A 17,873-nucleotide genomic window follows, 5' to 3' on the forward strand; every position below is an offset into this window, starting at 1 on the left:
GTCAGCTTTCCTTCGCAAGGCGCGGATCGACGAGATCGCGCAGCCCGTCGCCGAGCAGTTGCAGGGCGAGGACCGAGAAGACGATGGCAAGGCCCGGAAACACCATCAGCCAGGGGGCGTTGTTCATGTATTCGCGGCCGGAGGCGAGCATGGTGCCCCAGGTCGGCATATCGGTGGAAACCCCGACGCCGAGGAAGGACAGGCTTGCTTCCGCGAGCATCGCCGAGGCGAAGACGAAGGTCGCCTGCACGAGGATGGGCGAGGCGAGGTTGAGCAGCACATGGCGCGTCAGGATCTGCCAGGTCGGCAGGCCCATGGCGACGGCGGCCTCGATGTAGGGCAGCTCGCGCAGCACCAGTGTCGAGCCGCGCACGATACGGGCAAGGCGCGGCGCATAGGTGATGCCGAGCGCCAGGATGACCGTGGTGAGCGACGGCCCGAGCGCAGCGACCAGCGCGATGGCGAGCAGGATGTCCGGGAAGGACATCATGGCATCGAGCAGCCGGGAGATCGGCGCGTCGAGCTTGCGGAAGAAACCGGCTGCGACCCCCATGATGACGCCGAGCACCGTGGAGATGCAGACGACGCCGAGGCTGACGAGCAGCGAGATGCGTCCCGCATAGATGGCGCGGGAAAAGATGTCGCGGCCGAATTCGTCGGTGCCGAAGACATGGGCGAGGGACGGCGGCTTCAGCTTGTTGACGATCGACAGCTTGTTCGGCGCATAGGGCGCGACCCACGGGGCGAGGATCGCCGCCACGAGTACGATGGCAAGGATGATCGCGCCGATGAGGATGGCCTTGTTGCGGAAGAGCCGCCGCAGGCTGGAGACGAGCGGCATGGAAAGGGAGGCGGTCATCATAGGCGCACCCGCGGATCGACGAGGATGTAGAGCATGTCGACGATGAAGTTGATGAGCACATAGATCGCCGCGACGACGAGCAGCGTACCCTGAATGACGGGATAGTCGCGGCGCAGCACGGCCGAGACCACGAGATTGCCGACGCCCGGCAGGCCGAAGACCGTTTCCGTCACCACCGCGCCGGCGACCAGCATGGCGATGGAGAGGCCGATCACGGTGATGATCGGGATCAGGGCGTTCTTCAGCGCATGTTTCAGGATGACGCGCCGCTCGCTCGCCCCCTTGGCGCGGGCGGTGCGCACATAGTCGTCACCCAGAACGTCCAGCATGGCGGCACGGGTGAAGCGGGTGATCAGTGCCGAATTGACGATGCCGAGCGCCACGGCAGGCAGCACGAGATGGTGCAGCCGCTCGAGGAAGGCCGTGTCCGGCCCGCCGTAGCCGGAGGCCGGGAACCAGCCCTGGCCGACGGCGAAGACCTGGATGAGCATGAGGCCGAGCCAGAAGCTCGGCACGCTTGCCGCCACCATGGTCAGCGTCACGACGACCTGGTCGAACAGCGTGCCCCGCTTGACGGCCGAGAGGATGCCGACCGGCAACGCGATCGCAACCGCGATCAGGATCGAGAACAGCGTGAGGAAGAAGGTCGGCTCCGCCCGTGCGGCAAGCGCCGAGGTCACCGGCTGGTTGAGGAAGATCGACTGGCCGAGATCGCCCTTCAATATGCCGAGCACGAACTGGCCATACTGGGTGATCAGCGGCGCATCGAGCCCCATTTTCGTGCGCAGTTCGGCGATGTCCTGCGGGGTCGCATCCGACCCCAGCATCACGGCGGCGGGATCGCCCGGTGTCACGCGGACGATGACGAAAACCACCGTCACGACGAGGGCGAGCACGATGGCCATGCCCCCCAGCCGGTTCAACAGTGCCCGGACGATCCTTGCCATGATTTCCCCCTTACTTCTTGGGCGTTACGTTCCAGAAATGCGGCCAGTAGGTCGGTTTGTAGTCGGAAATGCCGGCGCCGACGCCCGTGACCGCGTTGAAGTTGCCCACCTTGAAGAGCGGCGCATCGTCGTAGATCACGGTCTGGATGCCTTCCCAGGCCGTCTGCTTGTCCGTGTCGGACACGGCGTTCATGTAGGTGGCGACGGCCGACGCCTTCTGCTCGGAAACATACCAGCCCGGATAGGTGTCGGTGATCGTGTTGATCGTCGTCGGGTCACCCGGGAAGTTGGAATGGGTGATGAAGATGTCCCATTCTTTCGGGTCGGCGCGGCGGGTCGTCAGGGTCGCCCAGTCCACCACCTGCAGGTCGACCTTGAAGCCGGCGGCTTCGAGATAGGCCTTGGCGACCTCGCCGATCTTGTAGTGGAACTCGTACTGGCGGCTGGTCATCAGGCGCAGCGGCGTGCCGTCATAGCCGGCATCCGCAAGCAGCTTGCCGGCCTCTTCCGGATCGCCCTCGCCGTAGCGCGCAACGCCCGCCTCGGTGTACCAGAGCGAACCCTTCGGGAAGATCGAGGCATCGACGCTGAAGAAGCGCTCGTCGGAGAAGGCGGCGAGCATCATGTCGTTCGGGTTGAGCGCGGCCTGCACGGCCTGGCGCAGTTCCTTCTTGATGAGCAGGCCTTCCTTCATGTTCATGTTGAGCGAGGCCCAGCCGGTGTTCTCGTAGATCACGGCCTTCGCCTTGCCGCTCGCCTCGACGCGCTCATAGGCGCTGACCGGCAAGGAATCGGCAAAGTCGAACTGTCCGGAAATCAGGCCCTCGACGCGGGTGTTTGCGTCGGGAACCGGCACGAAGCGGATCTCCTTGGCGATCGCCACGCGCCTGCCGGCATAGTTGCTCGGCTCGCCCTCGGGCGAGGTGTAGCCGTCGAAGCGGACGAGCTGGGTATACTGGTCGGGCTTGCGCTCCTTCAGGGCATAGGGGCCGGTGCCGACGAATTCGGTCAGCGTGTCGGCGATCTTCTCGGAGGGCATGATGACGGAAGCCTGCGAGAAGGTGGCGAGCAGCGGCGCGTAGCGCGACTTCAGCTTGACGACGACGGTGTTCGGGCCGTCTTCGGACAGGCTTTCCACCACTTCGGCGACCTGCTTGCCCTTGGAGTTGACGGCCATCCAGCGCGTCAGCGAGGCGGTGACGTCCTTGGCATCGAGATCGCTGCCGTCGTGGAACTTGACGCCCTGGCGCAGAGGAATGCGATAGGTCAGGCCATCCTCGGAAATCTCGGGCATGGCGAGCGCCAGCAGCGGCACGGAACGCCACTCGTTGTCATAGGTGTAGAGCGTCTCGAAAATGTGCTGGTCGATGGTCAGCACGATGTCGGTCGCGGTCTGCATGACGTCGAGCGTCGGCGGCTCGCCGATGGTCGCGACGGTGAGGACGCCATCCGTCGTCTGGGCGATGGCCAGGCTGCTCGTGCTGGCGAGTGCCGCGGCCAAGGTTATCATGACAAATGCATTTTTCATCTTATATCCCTCTGATTTTACAAGGTTCGTGTCCGCGCCGGCTCCCGTCCGGCGGGTGGTTCAGTTTTCAAGCCCGAGCGGATCGTTGACGCGTGGCCAGATATTTAGGCTGGCTTTTTTGTAGGGTGTCGTTGCGGGATCGGTCGGGTAGGAGGTGGGTGCGGCGACATAGACGATCTGGGAGGAGACCGGCTGGAAGCCTGCGTGGAAATGGTTGGTGGACTTGACCAGGAGGAAGGCTTTCTGGGTGAAGTCGATGCCCTGGTTGGCGAAGATGTCGGGCTCGTAGGTCTGGGTGCGGCTGGTGATCAGCACGATGTCGATCGTCGAGCCGCGCGGGCGCACGACGGCGGCAGGGCCGAGCGTCACCCGGCTGTTGCGAAAGCTCTGCCAGCCGGCGTCGAACACGGCCTGGACGGTGACGGTGAGGTCGAGCGGCTCGCCGCCCTCCGGCCCCGACTTGCCGCCGAGGCGCAGCGCAAGCTCGGCGCCTTCCCCCGCCGCATGGCAGAAGGAGACGGCGATGGGATCCCAGATCGTCGCCACGGCGACATTGTCCAAGCCCCGCGCCATCATGCGGCGCAGGATATAGGTGGCATCGCCCGCCACCCCGCCGCCCGGATTGTCCCAGACGTCGGCGATGACGACGGGCACGTCCGGCCGTTCGGCGCGCACGGCAAGCGCCCGGTCGAGCCCGGCCTCCGTGTCGAACATCGGCATCGCCGTCTTGTGGCGCAGGCCGTAGAGTTCGTGGCCGAGGCTTTGCGCCAGCGCCGCGCCCTTCGCCCTGTCGCCGTCGGTGACGACGACGATGCGCGTGCCCATGTCCGGCACGTCGCCGGCCATGAAGCCATGGATGACGGAGATGGAGAGGATGCCGTCCTTGCCCTCCATCGCCTTCAAGCGGTCGACGAAGGAGCGCATCGGCTCGCGGCTCGTCGGATAGATGGTGATCATGCGGCAGTCGAAGGTGGAGATGACGGGGCGGATCTCGCCGCGCAGCGTGCGCAGGGCGAGCTCGACGACATGTTCGCCGCGCTCCTCGAAGTCGGTGTGCGGGAATTCGAGGAAGGTCGCCATCAGGTCGAGATGAGCGACGCGCCGGGCGGTGAGATGGCTGTGCGGGTCGAACTCGGCGGCAACCAGCACGTCGGGCCCGACGATCGCGCGGACCCGCTCGAGCAGGTCGCCCTCCGGGTCGTCGTAGCCCTGGGCGACCATGGCGCCATGCAGGCCGAGCACGACGGCATCGACCGGCAGGGCGGCCTGCAACTCGCCGAGGATCCGGTCGCGCAGGGTCTCGAAGGTGCGGCGCTGGATGAGGCCGGCGGGCTCGGCCCAGCAGGCGGTGCCCTCGATGACGGTAAAGCCTTCGGCCCGGCCGCGCCGGCGCAGGATCGGCACGACGGAGGAGCAGAGCGTGGGCGTGTCGGGATGCTCGCCCGGACCGGCATAGAAGGCGGCCTTGAAGGCGTTCATGTCCGTGGGGACGGGGGAGAAGGTGTTGGTCTCGGTGGCAAGCGAGGCCGTGAAGATGCGCATGGGCGTCCGTTCCGCAGGCGTCCAGGCCGGCCGATGCCCGGCCGTCATCGCCCGGCGCGTGCCGCGCCGGTGTGCCTGGCCGAACGGCAGGAAGCCGTGTTCTGGATCGCAAAGTTCCCGTCAGTGATCATCGCAGAGGCGATGTAATTTGTTTTCTCGATAATGCGGCAATTTCTTCGGAAGTCAATGGATGGGGCGCAATTTGCGCATCTTCGTGTAATCTGTTTTCTCGCAATGCAGCAAAGTGAGAAATTTTCATGATACCTGTATCGGCGGGAGCTGCGACGACAGTGGCGATCGGGTTGAATCCCGTATCGATTTCAACTTGTTCCGCCTTGAGACGTATATTCCGGAATGGCTGGAAGCGCAGGAAAATCAGCGGCATCATGAAAATGTGGTGGCATCTGGTGGGTCTGATTTTCATCGATGGTGGGCCTTCATTCCGCACCTCACGCCGATTTGAAGGCAGTGCGTAAAAATTTTTCTGAAAAACGGGCCCTGTTCTCCTGAAAATTCATGTCCTGACATTCGGTCGAACTGGCACCGTCATGAAAATTCGCGGCACTTCCGGTAATCATCTCCCAGAATGCCTGGATATCCGAGCAGTTTGGGCATCTCTGCACGGCGGATAGGAAAGCACCCCGGAATGATCCGGTGAATTTCATGCGGCGGCCACCAAGCCCATTGATGCAGGCCGACACTGTGTTATGACTGGGCGAACAAGAAATTTGTTTTCATTTGCGCGCCGAACCGACGCGCCGTGCAGGGGGAGGCCGCAGCCTATGGACCTTTTTCACGCCTTGTCGGATGAGGATGGCCGGTTGTCCGGGCTCGACCGGAAGCTGGCGCAGCTCGCGCTCGACGATGTCGATTTCGTCGTCAACTCGTCGATCGGCGAGCTGGCCGACCGGGCCGGGGTGTCGCCGCCGACCGTCACGCGTTTCTGCCGTCGGCTCGGCTGCAAGGGCTATCCGGATTTCAAGGTGCAGCTCGCCAGATTGACCTATGTGGGCCTGCGCTACGTCAAGCCGGAGGTGCCGACCGAAACGCCGGAGGAAGTGGCCGAGGACATCATCGCCAAGGCGCAGAACGCCCTCTTCCAGCTGCATCGCCAACTGGATTTTGCGGCGCTCGACACCGCCGCCCGCCTGCTGCGCGGCGCCGATTTCATCCAGGCTTTCGGGGCGAGCGGCAATTCGGCGATGATCGTCAACGAGCTGCACAATCGGCTCTTCCGGCTGGGCTGCCGCATCAACGCTTCGAACGACCACAACATGAACGCGATGATCTCCGCGGCGGCCCTGCCGGGCACGGTGGTGTTCGGCTCCTCCTTCACCGGCCGCGATTCGGCGCTCGTCCACTGCCTCGAACTGCTGCGCCGGCGCGGCATTCCCACCATCGTTGTCACGCAGAGCGGCTCGCCCGTCGCGGCGGCGGCGGATGTGGTGATTGCCGTCGAAATGCCGGAGGGTAAGAATATCTTCCGGCCCACCTCCACACGCTATGCCTATCTCGCGGTCATCGACATGCTGGCCAACCTCGTGGCCTACACTGACAGGACCAAGGCGATGAAGACGCTGCGCAGCATCAAGGAAGAACTGGTCAGCCGGCGCGACGGCGACGACCGCCAGCTCCTCGGCGACTGATCGGGACAAACCCTCTTTCAGCGCGCGGGTTTCGGCGCTCCGGTGGAAAGCACCTCGACGCGCTGCGTGCCGACCGTACCATCGGCCTCGACGACGGCCTGCCAGCGGCGGTTGCCACAGCGCACCGAAAGCCGCCAGCGCCCGGCATCCGCGCCTTCGCCGCGCTCGACGCGCGAGGCGACGAGGCCGCGGCGCATGTAATCGCGCAGCGTCTGCGTCGGCCAGCCGAAGCGCGCGGCGAGCATGTCGGCCGGCAGGAGGAACTCTCCTGCTTCGTCCCGGCTGAGGACGAGGGGGGTGGCATCGGCTGCACTCATGAAATTGCTTCTCGCGAAATCGGCGCGATCGCCATGGAATCCTCGCCGCGGCTGAACGCGATGGCAAGGCGGAAGGAATGCGCGATGCGCAGTGCCCGGTCAAGGAAGAGGTCGGCGACTTCAGGCGGGCAGAGCCGTTCGACGGTGATGCGGAACAGCGTGAGCCAACGGTGGAAGTGCTGCTCCCGGAGTTCGGGAATGGCAAGGTGCGGCGGCAGGGGGCGGCCCTCGTAGCGGCCGGTGCGCAGCAGCGTCGCAGACCAGAAGTCGCACATCTTGGCAAGATGCACCGGCCAGTCCTCCGGCGGGATCGCGCCGTTGAAGACCGGGCCGAGCAGCGCATCCGCACGGATCTCGTCATAGAAACCGTGTACCACGGCATGGATCATCGCTTCGTCGAGCACTTCCGGCAACGGCTTGCCGTCGATGACGATGGTGCGGGCAGGGGCGGGGCGGCCTCTCATCGGATCGCCCTGTAGCTGTGCCAGGTGCCATGGCCGAGCAGCGGGAAGATGACGATGAGGCCGAGGAACCCCGTCGCGATGGCGACAACGGTGAGTGCCAGCACGATGGCGCCCCAGGCCAGCATGACCGGCAGGTTGCGGAAGGTCAGCGAAATGCTCGTGCCCATCGCGGTGAAGGCATCCGTCTTCTCCGCCAGCAGCATGGGAATGGCAAAGGTGCTGATGGCAAAGGAGAAGGCGGCAAAAAGCCCGCCGACCGCCGTGCCGACGACGAGCATGCCGAGCCCTTCCGGGGTGGAAAGCAGCATGGCGACGATATGGTCGAGGCCGGGAAAGGGCCGGAGCCCGACGAAGAGCGCGTAGATGATGACGGCGGCACGCATCCAGACCAGCATCAGCAGGCAGAGAATCGCGCCCGTGTACCAGACCTGCGCGCCGGATTCCGTTTTCACGAAGATCATGCGCGACAGGCTTGGCGGGATGCCCTCTTCGAGGTCCCGGCTCTTGCGATAGAGGCCGATCGCCACCAGCGGGCCGACCACCATGAAGCCGGCAAGCGCGGGGAAGAGGATATAGTCGAGCTCCAGGCGGAAGAGGCCCCAGACCACCGCCAGCGACAGGAGGAAGACGGCGAAGCCGTAGGCGAGGCTCGGCAGCGGGTTGCGCCAGAGGTCGCGCCAGCCGGCGGTGAGCCAGCCGAGCGCGGCGCCGGCCGGCAGGTGGCGGCGGCGCTGTTCGGCGAGCGGCACGGGCGCACTACCGGTCTTGTCGGTCGTTCCCATGGTATCCTTCCTCTCTTAGCAGGACGGCCGCGCGGCGCGGTACGCGCCGTCCCGGCCCTCCGTCTTCAGGTGTTGCACGCAATCGGGCTGGGATGTCAGCGCGACATAGACGAGATGCGCATTGGCGCCCGCGAAGACGGCAAGGCCGGCTGCGACGACGATGAACGCGGCGAGCCGCCCGGTGATGCGCCCGGGCCGGCGCGTTTCGCTTGCCGCGCCGCTCATCGTGCGCCTTCCGTCAGCGTGCCGACATAGAGCGCCAGCAGCTTGATATCGACCGGCGAAAGGCGGCCTTCCCAATGGGGCATATGGCCCTGCCGGCCGGAATAGACAGAGGAATAGACGGTCTGCGCGCTGCTGCCGTAGATCCACGTTGCATCGGTAAGGTCGGGCGCGCCGGCTTCCGTGCTGCCGCGACCGTCTTCACCGTGGCAGGCGACGCAGTTGGCGGTGAACACTTCCTTGCCGGCCTCGGCTGCAGCCGCATCGGCCTCGCTCATCGGCAGGGCCGAGAGCGAACGCACATAGGCGGCGACGGCTCGCACCTGCTTGTCGTCGAGAATGCCGTCGCGGCCGAAGGCCATCATCTGCGAGACGCGCGTCTCCTCGTTGGTGGAGTTGATACCGATGCGGATCGTCTCGGCGATGGTCTCCGGCTCACCGCCCCAAAGCCAGGCCTTCGCCGCTAGGTTGGGGAAGCCCGGCCCGCCGGTGCCGCGCGTGCCGTGGCAGGCGGCACAGTTGTCGATGAACAGCGTGCGGCCGGTCTCGCGCACATGCTGCATCAGCGTGCCGTCCGCGGCGATCTCCGCAAGGCTCGCCTCGGCGATGCGGCCGGTCCAGGCCGCACGGGCCGCGGCGGCATCCTCAACCTGCTGCGTCACGACGGTGCGCTGGTCGATGCCGAGCAGGCCCTTCGTATAGGAGACGCCGAGCGGCCAGGCCGGCATCAGGATCCAGTAGACGATGGCAAACAGCGTGGTGACGGTGAGGAAGAACAGGACGACGCGCGGGATCGGCGTGTCCAGCTCTTCGATGCCGTTCCACTCGTGCCCGGTGGTGACCCGTCCGGTTGTGGGATCGTGTCTTTCGGTTGCCATGTCCTAGTCCCCCGGCCGGTCGTCTTTGTCGAGAATGCTCATCTTGGCGCGATCGAAGCGCTGCCGGTTGCCCGGCCAGAGCGCATAGATCACGACGCCCGCGGCAAGCAGGATCAGGTAAAACAGGCCCCAGCTCTTGGCGAAGGCGACGACGCTGTTGTGATCGATGTCCATCGCCTCACTCCGCCGTTGCCGTCTGCTGCTGCGCCGCCTTCGTCAGCTGGCCGACGATCTGGAGATAGGCGACCAGCGCGTCCATCTCGGTCAGAAGGCCGGGATTGCCGTCGAAGGCGCGCACATTGGTCGCCTCGCCGTAGCGCTCGCTGACGCCGGAAGCGCCGGCATCATCGGGGTTGGCCTGTGCACGGGCGTCGGCGGTGGCGCTTTCGATCATCGCATCCGTATAGGGCACGCCGACGGCGCGCTGGGCGGCAAGATGTTCGCCGAGATCGTCGATCCTCAGCGCATTGCGCTTCAGCCAGCCGTAGCGTGGCATGACAGATTCGGGCACCACATCGCGCGGATTGACGAGATGGGCGACATGCCAGGCGTCGGAATACTTACCGCCGAGGCGGGCGAGGTCCGGCCCGGTGCGCTTGGAGCCCCAGAGCATCGGGTGATCGTACTTCGATTCAACGGCCAGCGAATAGGGGCCGTAGCGCTCCACCTCGTCGCGCAGCGTGCGGATCATCTGCGAGTGGCAGGCATAACAGCCCTCGCGGATGTAGAGATTGCGGCCGGCAAGCTCCAGCGGCGTGTAGAGCCGCATATCGGGCGCCTCCTCCACCGTTTCGCCGATGGTGAAGAGCGGGGCGATCTCGACGAGGCCGCCGATGGAGGCGACGCCGACGATGGCCAGAACGAAGCCGATGGCATTGCGCTCGAGCTTGCGGTGGAAGAATTCCTTCATCGTCATTCTCCTGCCTGGGCTGCGCCGGCCTTGCCGTAGAGGGGAACGTCGCCGGCCGGCTCTGTGGCGCGCGCCTGTCGCGCCATGCGGATCGTCATCCAGACATTGAACGAGCAGACGACGGCGCCGGAGAGGAACAGCAAGCCCCCGAAGGCGCGGGCGATGTAATAGGGATGCATGGCGACGAGGCTGTCGATGAAGGAATAGGCGAGCGTGCCGCTGTCGTTGTAGGTGCGCCACATCAGGCCCTGGATGATGCCTGAATTCCACATGGCGAAGACGTAGACGACGGTGCCGGCAAGCGCGAGCCAGAAGTGCACCTCGATCAGCCTGGGCGAATACATGCGCTCCGTCTTCCACATCCAAGGCACGAGGGCGTAGAGCGAGCCGAAGGTGATCATCGCCACCCAGCCGAGTGCGCCGGCATGCACGTGGCCGACGGTCCAGTCGGTATAGTGCGAGAGCGAGTTGACGGCGCGGATCGCCATGAAGGAGCCTTCGAAGGTGGAGAGCCCGTAGAACACGGCCGCGACCATCATGAAGCGCAGGGTCGCGTCGTCACGCACCCGGTGCCAGGCGCCGTTGAGCGTTGCGAGTGCGTTGCCGGCGGACGCCCAGGACGGCACCAGCAGCACGATGGAGAAGGTCATGCCGAGGGTCTGCACCCATTGCGGCAGGGCCGTGTAGTGCAGGTGGTGCGCGCCCGCCCACATATACATGAAGGTGATGCCCCAGAAGCTGATGATCGAGAGGCGATAGGAGAAGATCGGCCGCTCGGCGCGCTTCGGCAGGTAGTAGTACATCATGCCGAGGAAGCCGGCCGTCAGGAAGAAGGCGACGGCGTTGTGGCCGTACCACCATTGCGTCATGGCGTCCTGCACGCCCGCGAAGAGCGAATAGCTCTTGGCATGGCCGAAGGAGACGGGCACGGCGAGGTTGTTGACGATATGCAGCACCGCCACGACCAGGATGAAGGCCATGTAGTACCAGTTGGCGACATAGATATGCGGTTCCTTGCGGCGCTGCAGCGTACGGATGTAGATGAAGAAATAGACGACCCAGACGACGACCAGCCAGATATCGGCATACCATTCCGGCTCGGCATATTCCTTCGACTGCGTCATGCCCATCAGGTAGCCGGTGGCGGCGACGAGACAGAAGAGATTGTAGCCGATCAGCACGAACCACGGGCTGAACTGGTCGGGCAGCCGCGCGCGACAGGTGCGCTGGAGCACGTGGAAGGAGGTGGCGATCAGCGCATTGCCGCCAAAGCCGAAGATGACACCCGACGTGTGCACCGGCCGGAGGCGTCCGAAGCTTGCCCAGGCACTGTCGACGAAGGTCAGTTCCGGCCAGGCGAGCAGCGCGGCCACCCAGACGCCGACGAACATGCCGACCACCGCCCAGGCGAGCGACAGGATGATGCCGACTCGCGTCGGGTCGTCATAATATTCGGAAAGCCGGCTTTCCGGCGGCTCCGGGGAAAAGAGTGCGGAGAGCACGACGAAGCCGAGGCCGACGCTGAAGACCAGCACGATATAGCCGTGCACGGCCAGCGGATCACCCCGCCCGGCCACTGCCATGGCGAGCCCCGTCAGGGCGAGCGCGCCGAGCACGAAGAGGGCCAGATGGCGCTCCGAAACCGTCAATCCCGATATCATCGATATCTCCTCTTCGCGTTTCATGCCGCTTCGGCAATGCCGAGCAGCGGACCGAGCGCGGCCCTGTTGCGGACAATATCCTCAAGCGTGTATTTGTCGAGGACTGCAAGGAATGCGGTAAGCGCCTCGTGCAGCATGCCCTTCAGCCGACAGGCCGGCGATATGGCGCAGGCCCGCCCGCCTGCCTGCATGCATTCGGCCAGCGAGAATTCCTCTTCCGTCGCCCGGACCAGCGCGCCGACCGGGATGTCGGCCGGCGCCTTCGCCAGCCGGATGCCGCCCGCCCGCCCGCGCGTCGTCTCGATGAGGCCGAGATCGCGCAGGGTCTGCGCCACTTTCAGGAGGTGGTTGCGCGAAAGCCCGTAGGCCTCGGCGACGTCGTTCACCGTGCACACGCCATCCGGCCGCGTCGCCACGTAGATCAGCATGCGCAGGGCATAGTCCGTGTGAAGCGTCATCCGCATGTCTTCGTCTCCCGCTCGGGCATAAAAAGGTATCTTGAGTACCACTTTTAACGCAAGCCCTGACCGGCCGAAAGTGCAATAGCGTCGCAGGGCCGGGAAGCCCTGCATTGGGTCAGGCGGAGCCGGTGAGGCGCTTCGTCCAGTCCTCGACCCGGTTGCTTTCCAACCGGCGCGCGGCGTGGCTGCGCCAGCTCTCGGCAAGGCGTTCGAGCGCGGCGATGCCGGCAAGTTCCGAGCGGTTGAGCGGATCGATATAGAAGGCGCGCCAGATGCGCGTCAGCGTCCATTCCGGCGCGCGACGCTCGCGCAGGACGAGGCGGTCGGCGGGCGAGACGGTGCCGGGCGTGAGCACCCGATAGTACCAGCCGGTCCGCCCGGTCGACTGCACCAGGCGCGCCATCTCCGTCCGGCCGAAACGCTCGTTCAGCTTCCAGCAGGGCTGCCGCCCCTGGCTGACCTCGAGGACCGCGGAGCCGAGCTCGAAGACGTCGCCGATCGCCACCATGCTCTCCGTCAGCCCGGTCGTCGAAAGGTTCTCGCCAAAGGCGCCGGGGCCGGCGAGAAGCGGATGCGGCCCGAGATCGCTCGCCCAGTCGGCATAGTGCTCGAAGGGATAGTGATGCACCGCCTTTTCCAGTCCGCCGTGCCGTACCGTATCGCCCTGCGCGTCGCCGGCAAAACCGGTCTCGGTCAGCGCAAGCGCATGGCCGACCGGCGATTTCACGATGCCGCTTGGCACGCCGCGTGCACCCAATGGCGCGACCTTGCCGATGCGCAGGCTGAGCAATGCAAGTTCCGTCATGGCGTGACAACCGACGGTGTCGATACGGCGCAGCGGCCGTCGGCGCAGGTGCCGTCCTCGGCCGCGGCGGACTGTACCGGGGCCGCGGAAAACGCCATGGCGATCCGTGCTCCGACGGCGATGTCGTCCTCCACGCCGAACGCCTGGTGCAGGATTGTGCCGTCGCGTCCGATCAGCACGGAGGAGGGTGTTCCGCGCAGCCTGAAGCGCTGCATCGTCACCGGAATATCTGATCCCTCTGCGGCCTTGTCGATGCCAACAGGGGATTTCAGCCGGTACTCGTGGAGGAATGCTTCGAGGGTGACCGGCGACATGGCTGCATGGTGCTCGAAGACCGTGTGGATGCCGATGACCTGCAGATCCGTATGGGCAAAGACGCGCTCGATGCGCTGGACCTGCGGAATGGCCTGCGCGACGCAGCCGGGGCAGAGGAGCTGGAAACTGTGCAGGAAGACCGGCCGCCCGCGCAGGCCGGCCAGTGTCAGCGGGACCGGCATGTTGAACCATTCGCTGATCGCAAGTTCCGGAGCAAACGCTGTCTCAGGCGCGGTCATTGGCGCCTCCCGGTATGGTGGCTCTGGCCGGGCCGTGCGTGCCCGTTGCATCGCAGGGGCCTGTGAGGGTAAATCTCGGCATGTTCTTTCCTTTCATTTGCCTGGAGGGGAGGAATGGCCGGTCCGGCAATGGCAGTTGCCGGACCGGCACCGGGTCATTCTGCCGGCACGACCTTGCCGGGCAGGCTGAGATCGCCCGAGGCCACCTTGAACACGTTGCTGACGCATAGCAGCGGCGCATGCAGGTTGCCGTTGACCTTCAGACCTGCCGTCACGCCGTCGAACGAAGCCCCCTTGATGCCGCCAATCAGCGAGAGGGGAATGGCCACATCCACCGTATCGCCCTTGAAGCTGGTCGGATATTCCGGGCTGTCGATGAGGAGCGGAACGCCAGGCCAGGTCTCAGGCACTTTCGGCTTGGTGCCTTCCGGAATGTCGATGACCTTGAGGCCGCCGCCGCAGGCCTTGTCCTCGGCCAGCACCACCCAGTGCGGATGCCAGACATGGCGGTTCTTGCCGCCCTTGGCCGCATCGTCGAAATCCGGATGGAAGGTGACGGCGAGCGCGACGATGCCCTGGCCCTTGTCGAAGCCGATTTCACCGCTGTCGAGGCTCGTCGGCCAGACATAGGCGTAGACGCTGGAGCCTTCGAACTTGCCCGTCGCATCGGGCTTGTCCTTGCCTGCTTCGCCGCGCACGCGGGTGGTGAAGATCGCGCTGTCGCCCTTGGTGACGATCGTCGTTTCGATAATGTCGAATGCGGCCTGTACCGCCTCGGCGGGCTCTGCCTTGATGGAATGGGCGGAGGCTGTCGTCAGCCATAGCAAAGCCGTTCCGGCGGCGAGTGCCCCGGTTGCAAATCTGCCGAACATGATGGTCTTCCTTTCGTTTGCCTGGAGGGTTGGGATTATCCCGTCTGAAAGGCATCCCAGGTGGCAGCCCGGGATGCGGGATCGGCTTCATCGTGATCGCGGCAATCGACGCGCAGCTCGCGCTGGCCGAAGGCGGCATCGATGAAATGACAGTGATGGGGGCGCGCGGGATCCGCATGCGCGAAGGGCACGAAGTGGCGACAGGTCACGCACATGCGCTGGACGGGGATCGCCTCCGCCACCTGTAGCTGCCGGATCATCTTGACGAGGGCGAGAAGCAGCGCTTCCTGTTCGTGTTCATCGAGCGCGCCGAGGGCCTCGGCGGCAAGGCCATCGCCGGTGTCCGAGGCTGCAAGGGCTGCTAGGCCCGCCGCCGTCGGCACCACGCGCACCGCGCGCCGGTCGCCCGCCTCCGGCCGCTTCTCCAGATAGGCCTTGCGCTCCAGGGCGTTGATCGAATCCGTCGCCGTCGGCTGCGAGACGCCGAGATGGGCGGCAATCTCGCGCACGCCGAGACCGTCCACCCCGCGTCCTTCCAGCAGCGTCAGGATGGCGAGCTGCGTCGGGTTGAGCCCGCTTGCCTTCGACCGGTTCCAGTCGTCGATGCGCATGGCCATGCCGACGCGGGAAAGGCCTTCGCGAAGGCGCTCGGTAATCGAATGGGGGTCCTTGGGCGTTTCCATGCGCATAATATATAGGACTCCTATATATCTTCAAGGGCGCCATGAAAATTGTTCAGGCCGCCATGCGGGTGGCGGCCTGACGGTGTATGTAAAAGTGGGGCAGGTGAGGCCCGGGCTGAGCCGATCCCTGGTCACACGCGACGCATGATCGGCGTCAGAACGACGCTTTCAGCTGGCCGCCGATGTTCCAGTCCGGTTTGTCGTTTTCGCGGAACGTCGCGGAAACTGCTGTGTCGAGCTGCCAGCGTTCGTCGAACTTCCAGCCGACGCGTCCGCCGAGCGTCGCGAAATTCTGGTCGTCTGCATTGCCCCTGGCGTCGCCGACCCAATCGACTGAGGCTTTTGCGCCGTTCTTTCCGGCGAAGGTGCGGCCGACCGCGCCGAGGATCGTGTAGTCGAGCCTTTCGTCCAGCCTGCGGCTCCAGGCGAACTCCGCGCTCACCGTGTCCGAGGCGGAGCGACCACCCTTGATATGGCCCGCGAAGAGGTTCTTGCCGGAGGCATCCTCGTCATAACTGTCAAGGTCGAGCCAGGAGCGGGTGAAGCGCGTTGAGAGTGCGAATTCGTTCGCGGCATCCGGTGCATAGATCACGCCGGCCCGCCCATAGGCGCTGAACAGCGAACCGGAGGCGCTACCGCTGGCGAAGACGATCGAATCGAGATTCTGGTAGCTGCGCGAGAACGAGGCCGAGATGTCGGGCGATCCCCAGGCGCCGACTTCGCCGAAGGCGCGCCAGGTGGCCTGCGGGCTCGTATAGCGCACCGCACCGGCAAAGAGGCCGAGCGTGTCGAGCGCGACATCGGTGCGGTTCGCATGAACCATGGCGGCACCGCCGAGAACGCTGACGCCGCTGCCTGCCTCCCAGCGCCCGTTGAAGCCGGCAGCCGCATCCGAGCTTGCGAAGGCGGCGACATAGCTGCCCTCGTCGAAACGGCTCTGCTGGCCGAGCAGGTTCTGCGCGGTGTCCATCAGGTCGAGCGCGATGGACTGCCGCTGGCGGGCGATCTGGTCGAGCGAGGCGACGACCGAGGCCGTGGTCGTGTAGCCGATGCGGGCGAAATCGATGGAATCGATCGCCAGCGTGGATTCGAAGCCGTTTTCGTCGAGCGGCCCGCTCGCGCCGAGGATCACGGCAAGATCGAGCGTTTCCGAGCCAGAAACGCCCACTTTGTCGGAAATGGCGACATCGTCCTGCAGGGGACCCTTGATCTCGTATTGCAGGATCTTCTTGCCGTCCTGCGTGGTGCGCAGCGAGGCGGTCTGGCCGTCCTCGGTCGTCGTGAAGCCGCGATAGTCTACGGCGTAGACGGTATGCCCGCCCGGCTGGGTCACGGGCACGGACAGCTTGCAGGTCGTGGTCGTGCGCTTCTTGCCCGATGCACCGCCGGCCGTCGCGGAAAAATCGTCGAAGAGAATGCTCGTCGCATTGCCATCGGGGGAATGCGTTGCGGAAAACGTTCCGTCGGCACAGCCGTTTGCCGCGTGGGCGAGCCCCGGAAGCGGGATCGAGGCGGCGGCGAGGAGGGCGAGGCGGATCGGAAGACGCATACGAAAATTCCCTGGATGCAGGCCGGGCGGCGAGGGCGCCGCCCGGTTCATGAAGGCGCAGGATAGGGCGTTTTCCCTTTCAGGAAACGCACCAGACTGGATTTAGCGGCACTTGCGCCACTGCAGCTGATAGATGATCGCGGCCTTCACGTCCTGCGTATCGACTGTCGCCATCGCTTCCTGGCCACGCGTCGTGTTGACGCGGATGCTGGAGTTGGTGCGCAGGTTGACGTCCTCGCCGCAGGCCGACCAGACCAGCGATTCCGCCGTCAGCTTGTTGGAGATCAGATAGTCTTTCTCCTGCGGGCCGGTAAAGGTCTGGCGGAAAGCCGGGCCGCGCGTGCCGGCGAAGAAGTATTCGACGTTGAACTGCGAGCGGGCGCCGCGCGGCAGCTGGTTGAAGCCGCGATAGTCGATGGCGAGCACCGAGACGCTGCGGCCCTGCGGCACATGAACCGGGATCGCGACGTTGCAGGTCTTGCGGTCGAAGGACTTTCCGGTCTCGCCACCGGCTTCCACGACGTACTCGTCGAACAGCAGGCTGAGAGCCTTGCCGTCCGGGCTCAGGGTTGCGGCGACGCTGTTGGCCGGGCAGCCGCTGCCGCCGTAGCCGGGCGTGCCGAGCGAGATGTCATCCGCCTGGGCATGGGCAGCCGTGGCAAGAAAGAGAGATGCAAGCAGGATACCAGCGGTTTTCATGGAATTTCCTCGATTTCGAACCGAACCTGACGTTCGTTCAAGATATGACAGCGGCGACCTGAACCGTCTCTGAGCACTGCGTTCATTCTGGAGTCATCCGGCTTGTGGCAATCTGTACGCTACGCAGTTAACAGCGTTTTAAAGAAAAATGTCCGTAAACGAGCCTTTAAAGGGCAAAACCGTGGCAGGCCGTCTGCTTGGGCCTGTTCGAATGCAAGGAGAAGCGAAATGCGCATTGTCCCTGGCGTTCCAAGGATGTTGCTGATCGTGCTGGCAGCCGGTGCCGTGCTTACCGGTTGCACCACGGAACGCGCGCCGGATGTGCGCCCCGGCTATTCCGGCTCGGTCTCGCCGGCGATGCGGGCGCATCAGCGCCGACAGGCGATTCGCGCCGAGGAGGGCGGCTACCGGCGGCTCTACCGCCCGCGGGATTGCCGCTACGGCGCGCGCCCCTGTGGTGGCTATGCGACGTTCAACCCGTCCTGAGCCGC

The 17,873-nt window shown here is 65.2% G+C and carries 22 protein-coding genes; 2 read left to right on the forward strand and 20 right to left on the reverse strand.

Annotation, left to right across the window (positions count from 1 at the left end):
• Position 1 precedes the first annotated feature (1 nt).
• From K0P03_RS02555 to K0P03_RS02575, 5 genes are all read right to left on the reverse strand, one after another.
• Entirely contained in the window at positions 2-862 is an 861-nt protein-coding gene (locus tag K0P03_RS02555; protein WP_023516253.1) for an ABC transporter permease, read from the reverse strand.
• Positions 859-1,800 (reverse strand): ABC transporter permease, encoded by a 942-nt coding sequence (locus K0P03_RS02560; protein ID WP_037404935.1) that lies wholly within the window; start codon positions 1,798-1,800, stop codon positions 859-861. The genes K0P03_RS02555 and K0P03_RS02560 overlap by 4 nt, the downstream gene beginning before the upstream one ends.
• A gap of 19 nt (positions 1,801-1,819) precedes the next feature.
• Positions 1,820-3,337 carry an ABC transporter substrate-binding protein gene (locus tag K0P03_RS02565; protein ID WP_023516251.1) on the reverse strand — a complete coding sequence of 506 codons (1,518 nt, stop codon included), beginning with the start codon at positions 3,335-3,337 and terminating at the stop codon, positions 1,820-1,822.
• A 60-nt stretch (positions 3,338-3,397) separates the two neighbouring features.
• A complete protein-coding gene (locus tag K0P03_RS02570; RefSeq protein ID WP_272788817.1) occupies positions 3,398-4,879 on the reverse strand; it encodes a M81 family metallopeptidase in 1,482 nt (493 codons plus the stop codon).
• Between the two features lie 127 nt (positions 4,880-5,006).
• A complete protein-coding gene (locus tag K0P03_RS02575; RefSeq protein ID WP_130520556.1) occupies positions 5,007-5,267 on the reverse strand; it encodes a hypothetical protein in 261 nt (86 codons plus the stop codon).
• Between the two features lie 394 nt (positions 5,268-5,661).
• Here K0P03_RS02575 and K0P03_RS02580 point away from each other — a divergent pair, with 394 nt between their 5' ends.
• Positions 5,662-6,525 (forward strand): MurR/RpiR family transcriptional regulator, encoded by an 864-nt coding sequence (locus K0P03_RS02580; protein ID WP_050745749.1) that lies wholly within the window; start codon positions 5,662-5,664, stop codon positions 6,523-6,525.
• 17 nt (positions 6,526-6,542) lie between these two features.
• Here K0P03_RS02580 and K0P03_RS02585 read toward each other — a convergent pair whose 3' ends face one another.
• From K0P03_RS02585 to K0P03_RS02655, 15 genes are all read right to left on the reverse strand, one after another.
• The gene (locus tag K0P03_RS02585; protein ID WP_024270619.1) at positions 6,543-6,842 is read right to left on the reverse strand and encodes a DUF6522 family protein; all 300 of its coding nucleotides are present in this window, start codon (positions 6,840-6,842) and stop codon (positions 6,543-6,545) included.
• On the reverse strand, positions 6,839-7,306 hold the full coding sequence (locus tag K0P03_RS02590) for a group III truncated hemoglobin (protein ID WP_272788818.1): 468 nt from the start codon (positions 7,304-7,306) through the stop codon (positions 6,839-6,841). The genes K0P03_RS02585 and K0P03_RS02590 overlap by 4 nt, the downstream gene beginning before the upstream one ends.
• Positions 7,303-8,088, reverse strand: a complete 786-nt coding sequence (locus tag K0P03_RS02595; RefSeq protein WP_023515684.1) for a DUF2189 domain-containing protein — start codon at positions 8,086-8,088, stop codon at positions 7,303-7,305. The genes K0P03_RS02590 and K0P03_RS02595 overlap by 4 nt, the downstream gene beginning before the upstream one ends.
• A gap of 15 nt (positions 8,089-8,103) precedes the next feature.
• Positions 8,104-8,313, reverse strand: a complete 210-nt coding sequence (locus K0P03_RS02600; RefSeq protein WP_023515683.1) for a hypothetical protein — start codon at positions 8,311-8,313, stop codon at positions 8,104-8,106.
• Entirely contained in the window at positions 8,310-9,188 is an 879-nt protein-coding gene (ccoP, locus tag K0P03_RS02605) for a cytochrome-c oxidase, cbb3-type subunit III (protein WP_272788819.1), read from the reverse strand. The genes K0P03_RS02600 and ccoP overlap by 4 nt, the downstream gene beginning before the upstream one ends.
• A gap of 3 nt (positions 9,189-9,191) precedes the next feature.
• On the reverse strand, positions 9,192-9,362 hold the full coding sequence (locus tag K0P03_RS02610; protein WP_272788820.1) for a cbb3-type cytochrome c oxidase subunit 3: 171 nt from the start codon (positions 9,360-9,362) through the stop codon (positions 9,192-9,194).
• 4 nt (positions 9,363-9,366) lie between these two features.
• A complete protein-coding gene (gene ccoO / locus K0P03_RS02615) occupies positions 9,367-10,098 on the reverse strand; it encodes a cytochrome-c oxidase, cbb3-type subunit II (protein ID WP_023515680.1) in 732 nt (243 codons plus the stop codon).
• Positions 10,099-10,100: 2 nt separating this feature from the next.
• Entirely contained in the window at positions 10,101-11,759 is a 1,659-nt protein-coding gene (gene ccoN, locus K0P03_RS02620) for a cytochrome-c oxidase, cbb3-type subunit I (RefSeq protein ID WP_272788821.1), read from the reverse strand.
• A gap of 20 nt (positions 11,760-11,779) precedes the next feature.
• On the reverse strand, positions 11,780-12,223 hold the full coding sequence (locus tag K0P03_RS02625) for an Rrf2 family transcriptional regulator (protein ID WP_272788822.1): 444 nt from the start codon (positions 12,221-12,223) through the stop codon (positions 11,780-11,782).
• A gap of 112 nt (positions 12,224-12,335) precedes the next feature.
• Entirely contained in the window at positions 12,336-13,025 is a 690-nt protein-coding gene (locus K0P03_RS02630; RefSeq protein WP_023514675.1) for an MOSC domain-containing protein, read from the reverse strand.
• Positions 13,022-13,579 carry a redoxin family protein gene (locus tag K0P03_RS02635; RefSeq protein ID WP_272788823.1) on the reverse strand — a complete coding sequence of 186 codons (558 nt, stop codon included), beginning with the start codon at positions 13,577-13,579 and terminating at the stop codon, positions 13,022-13,024. The genes K0P03_RS02630 and K0P03_RS02635 overlap by 4 nt, the downstream gene beginning before the upstream one ends.
• Before the next feature lie 155 nt (positions 13,580-13,734).
• Entirely contained in the window at positions 13,735-14,451 is a 717-nt protein-coding gene (locus tag K0P03_RS02640) for a hypothetical protein (RefSeq protein ID WP_050745757.1), read from the reverse strand.
• A gap of 35 nt (positions 14,452-14,486) precedes the next feature.
• Complete coding sequence (locus K0P03_RS02645; protein ID WP_272788824.1) at positions 14,487-15,140, reverse strand: MarR family winged helix-turn-helix transcriptional regulator; 654 nt, start codon at positions 15,138-15,140, stop codon at positions 14,487-14,489.
• 148 nt (positions 15,141-15,288) lie between these two features.
• Entirely contained in the window at positions 15,289-16,683 is a 1,395-nt protein-coding gene (locus tag K0P03_RS02650) for a DUF4360 domain-containing protein (protein WP_272788825.1), read from the reverse strand.
• A gap of 102 nt (positions 16,684-16,785) precedes the next feature.
• Positions 16,786-17,382, reverse strand: a complete 597-nt coding sequence (locus K0P03_RS02655) for a DUF4360 domain-containing protein (RefSeq protein ID WP_023514680.1) — start codon at positions 17,380-17,382, stop codon at positions 16,786-16,788.
• Positions 17,383-17,610: 228 nt separating this feature from the next.
• On the opposite strand from K0P03_RS02655, the gene K0P03_RS02660 reads away from it, so the two are divergent.
• Positions 17,611-17,868: a hypothetical protein gene (locus K0P03_RS02660; protein ID WP_156334128.1), complete on the forward strand. Its 258-nt coding sequence runs from the start codon at positions 17,611-17,613 to the stop codon at positions 17,866-17,868.
• The last annotated feature ends 5 nt before the right edge of the window (positions 17,869-17,873 follow it).

The sequence above is a fragment of the Shinella sp. HY16 genome (assembly GCF_028534175.1).
Lineage (GTDB): Bacteria > Pseudomonadota > Alphaproteobacteria > Rhizobiales > Rhizobiaceae > Shinella.

Excerpts from the sequence above, each read along its gene's own strand:
- ccoN (WP_272788821.1), bottom strand. The coding sequence starts at position 11,759 with ATGATATCGGGATTGACGGTTTCGGAGCGCCATCTGGCCCTCTTCGTG.
- K0P03_RS02655 (WP_023514680.1), bottom strand. The coding sequence starts at position 17,382 with ATGAAAACCGCTGGTATCCTGCTTGCATCTCTCTTTCTTGCCACGGCT.
- K0P03_RS02660 (WP_156334128.1), top strand. The coding sequence starts at position 17,611 with ATGCGCATTGTCCCTGGCGTTCCAAGGATGTTGCTGATCGTGCTGGCA.
- K0P03_RS02555 (WP_023516253.1), bottom strand. The coding sequence starts at position 862 with ATGATGACCGCCTCCCTTTCCATGCCGCTCGTCTCCAGCCTGCGGCGG.
- K0P03_RS02635 (WP_272788823.1), bottom strand. The coding sequence starts at position 13,579 with ATGACCGCGCCTGAGACAGCGTTTGCTCCGGAACTTGCGATCAGCGAA.
- K0P03_RS02645 (WP_272788824.1), bottom strand. The coding sequence starts at position 15,140 with ATGCGCATGGAAACGCCCAAGGACCCCCATTCGATTACCGAGCGCCTT.
- ccoO (WP_023515680.1), bottom strand. The coding sequence starts at position 10,098 with ATGAAGGAATTCTTCCACCGCAAGCTCGAGCGCAATGCCATCGGCTTC.
- ccoP (WP_272788819.1), bottom strand. The coding sequence starts at position 9,188 with ATGGCAACCGAAAGACACGATCCCACAACCGGACGGGTCACCACCGGG.
- K0P03_RS02600 (WP_023515683.1), bottom strand. The coding sequence starts at position 8,313 with ATGAGCGGCGCGGCAAGCGAAACGCGCCGGCCCGGGCGCATCACCGGG.
- K0P03_RS02565 (WP_023516251.1), bottom strand. The coding sequence starts at position 3,337 with ATGAAAAATGCATTTGTCATGATAACCTTGGCCGCGGCACTCGCCAGC.
- K0P03_RS02630 (WP_023514675.1), bottom strand. The coding sequence starts at position 13,025 with ATGACGGAACTTGCATTGCTCAGCCTGCGCATCGGCAAGGTCGCGCCA.
- K0P03_RS02575 (WP_130520556.1), bottom strand. The coding sequence starts at position 5,267 with ATGATGCCGCTGATTTTCCTGCGCTTCCAGCCATTCCGGAATATACGT.
- K0P03_RS02580 (WP_050745749.1), top strand. The coding sequence starts at position 5,662 with ATGGACCTTTTTCACGCCTTGTCGGATGAGGATGGCCGGTTGTCCGGG.
- K0P03_RS02640 (WP_050745757.1), bottom strand. The coding sequence starts at position 14,451 with ATGTTCGGCAGATTTGCAACCGGGGCACTCGCCGCCGGAACGGCTTTG.
- K0P03_RS02590 (WP_272788818.1), bottom strand. The coding sequence starts at position 7,306 with ATGAGAGGCCGCCCCGCCCCTGCCCGCACCATCGTCATCGACGGCAAG.
- K0P03_RS02585 (WP_024270619.1), bottom strand. The coding sequence starts at position 6,842 with ATGAGTGCAGCCGATGCCACCCCCCTCGTCCTCAGCCGGGACGAAGCA.
- K0P03_RS02595 (WP_023515684.1), bottom strand. The coding sequence starts at position 8,088 with ATGGGAACGACCGACAAGACCGGTAGTGCGCCCGTGCCGCTCGCCGAA.
- K0P03_RS02650 (WP_272788825.1), bottom strand. The coding sequence starts at position 16,683 with ATGCGTCTTCCGATCCGCCTCGCCCTCCTCGCCGCCGCCTCGATCCCG.
- K0P03_RS02610 (WP_272788820.1), bottom strand. The coding sequence starts at position 9,362 with ATGGACATCGATCACAACAGCGTCGTCGCCTTCGCCAAGAGCTGGGGC.
- K0P03_RS02625 (WP_272788822.1), bottom strand. The coding sequence starts at position 12,223 with ATGCGGATGACGCTTCACACGGACTATGCCCTGCGCATGCTGATCTAC.
- K0P03_RS02570 (WP_272788817.1), bottom strand. The coding sequence starts at position 4,879 with ATGCGCATCTTCACGGCCTCGCTTGCCACCGAGACCAACACCTTCTCC.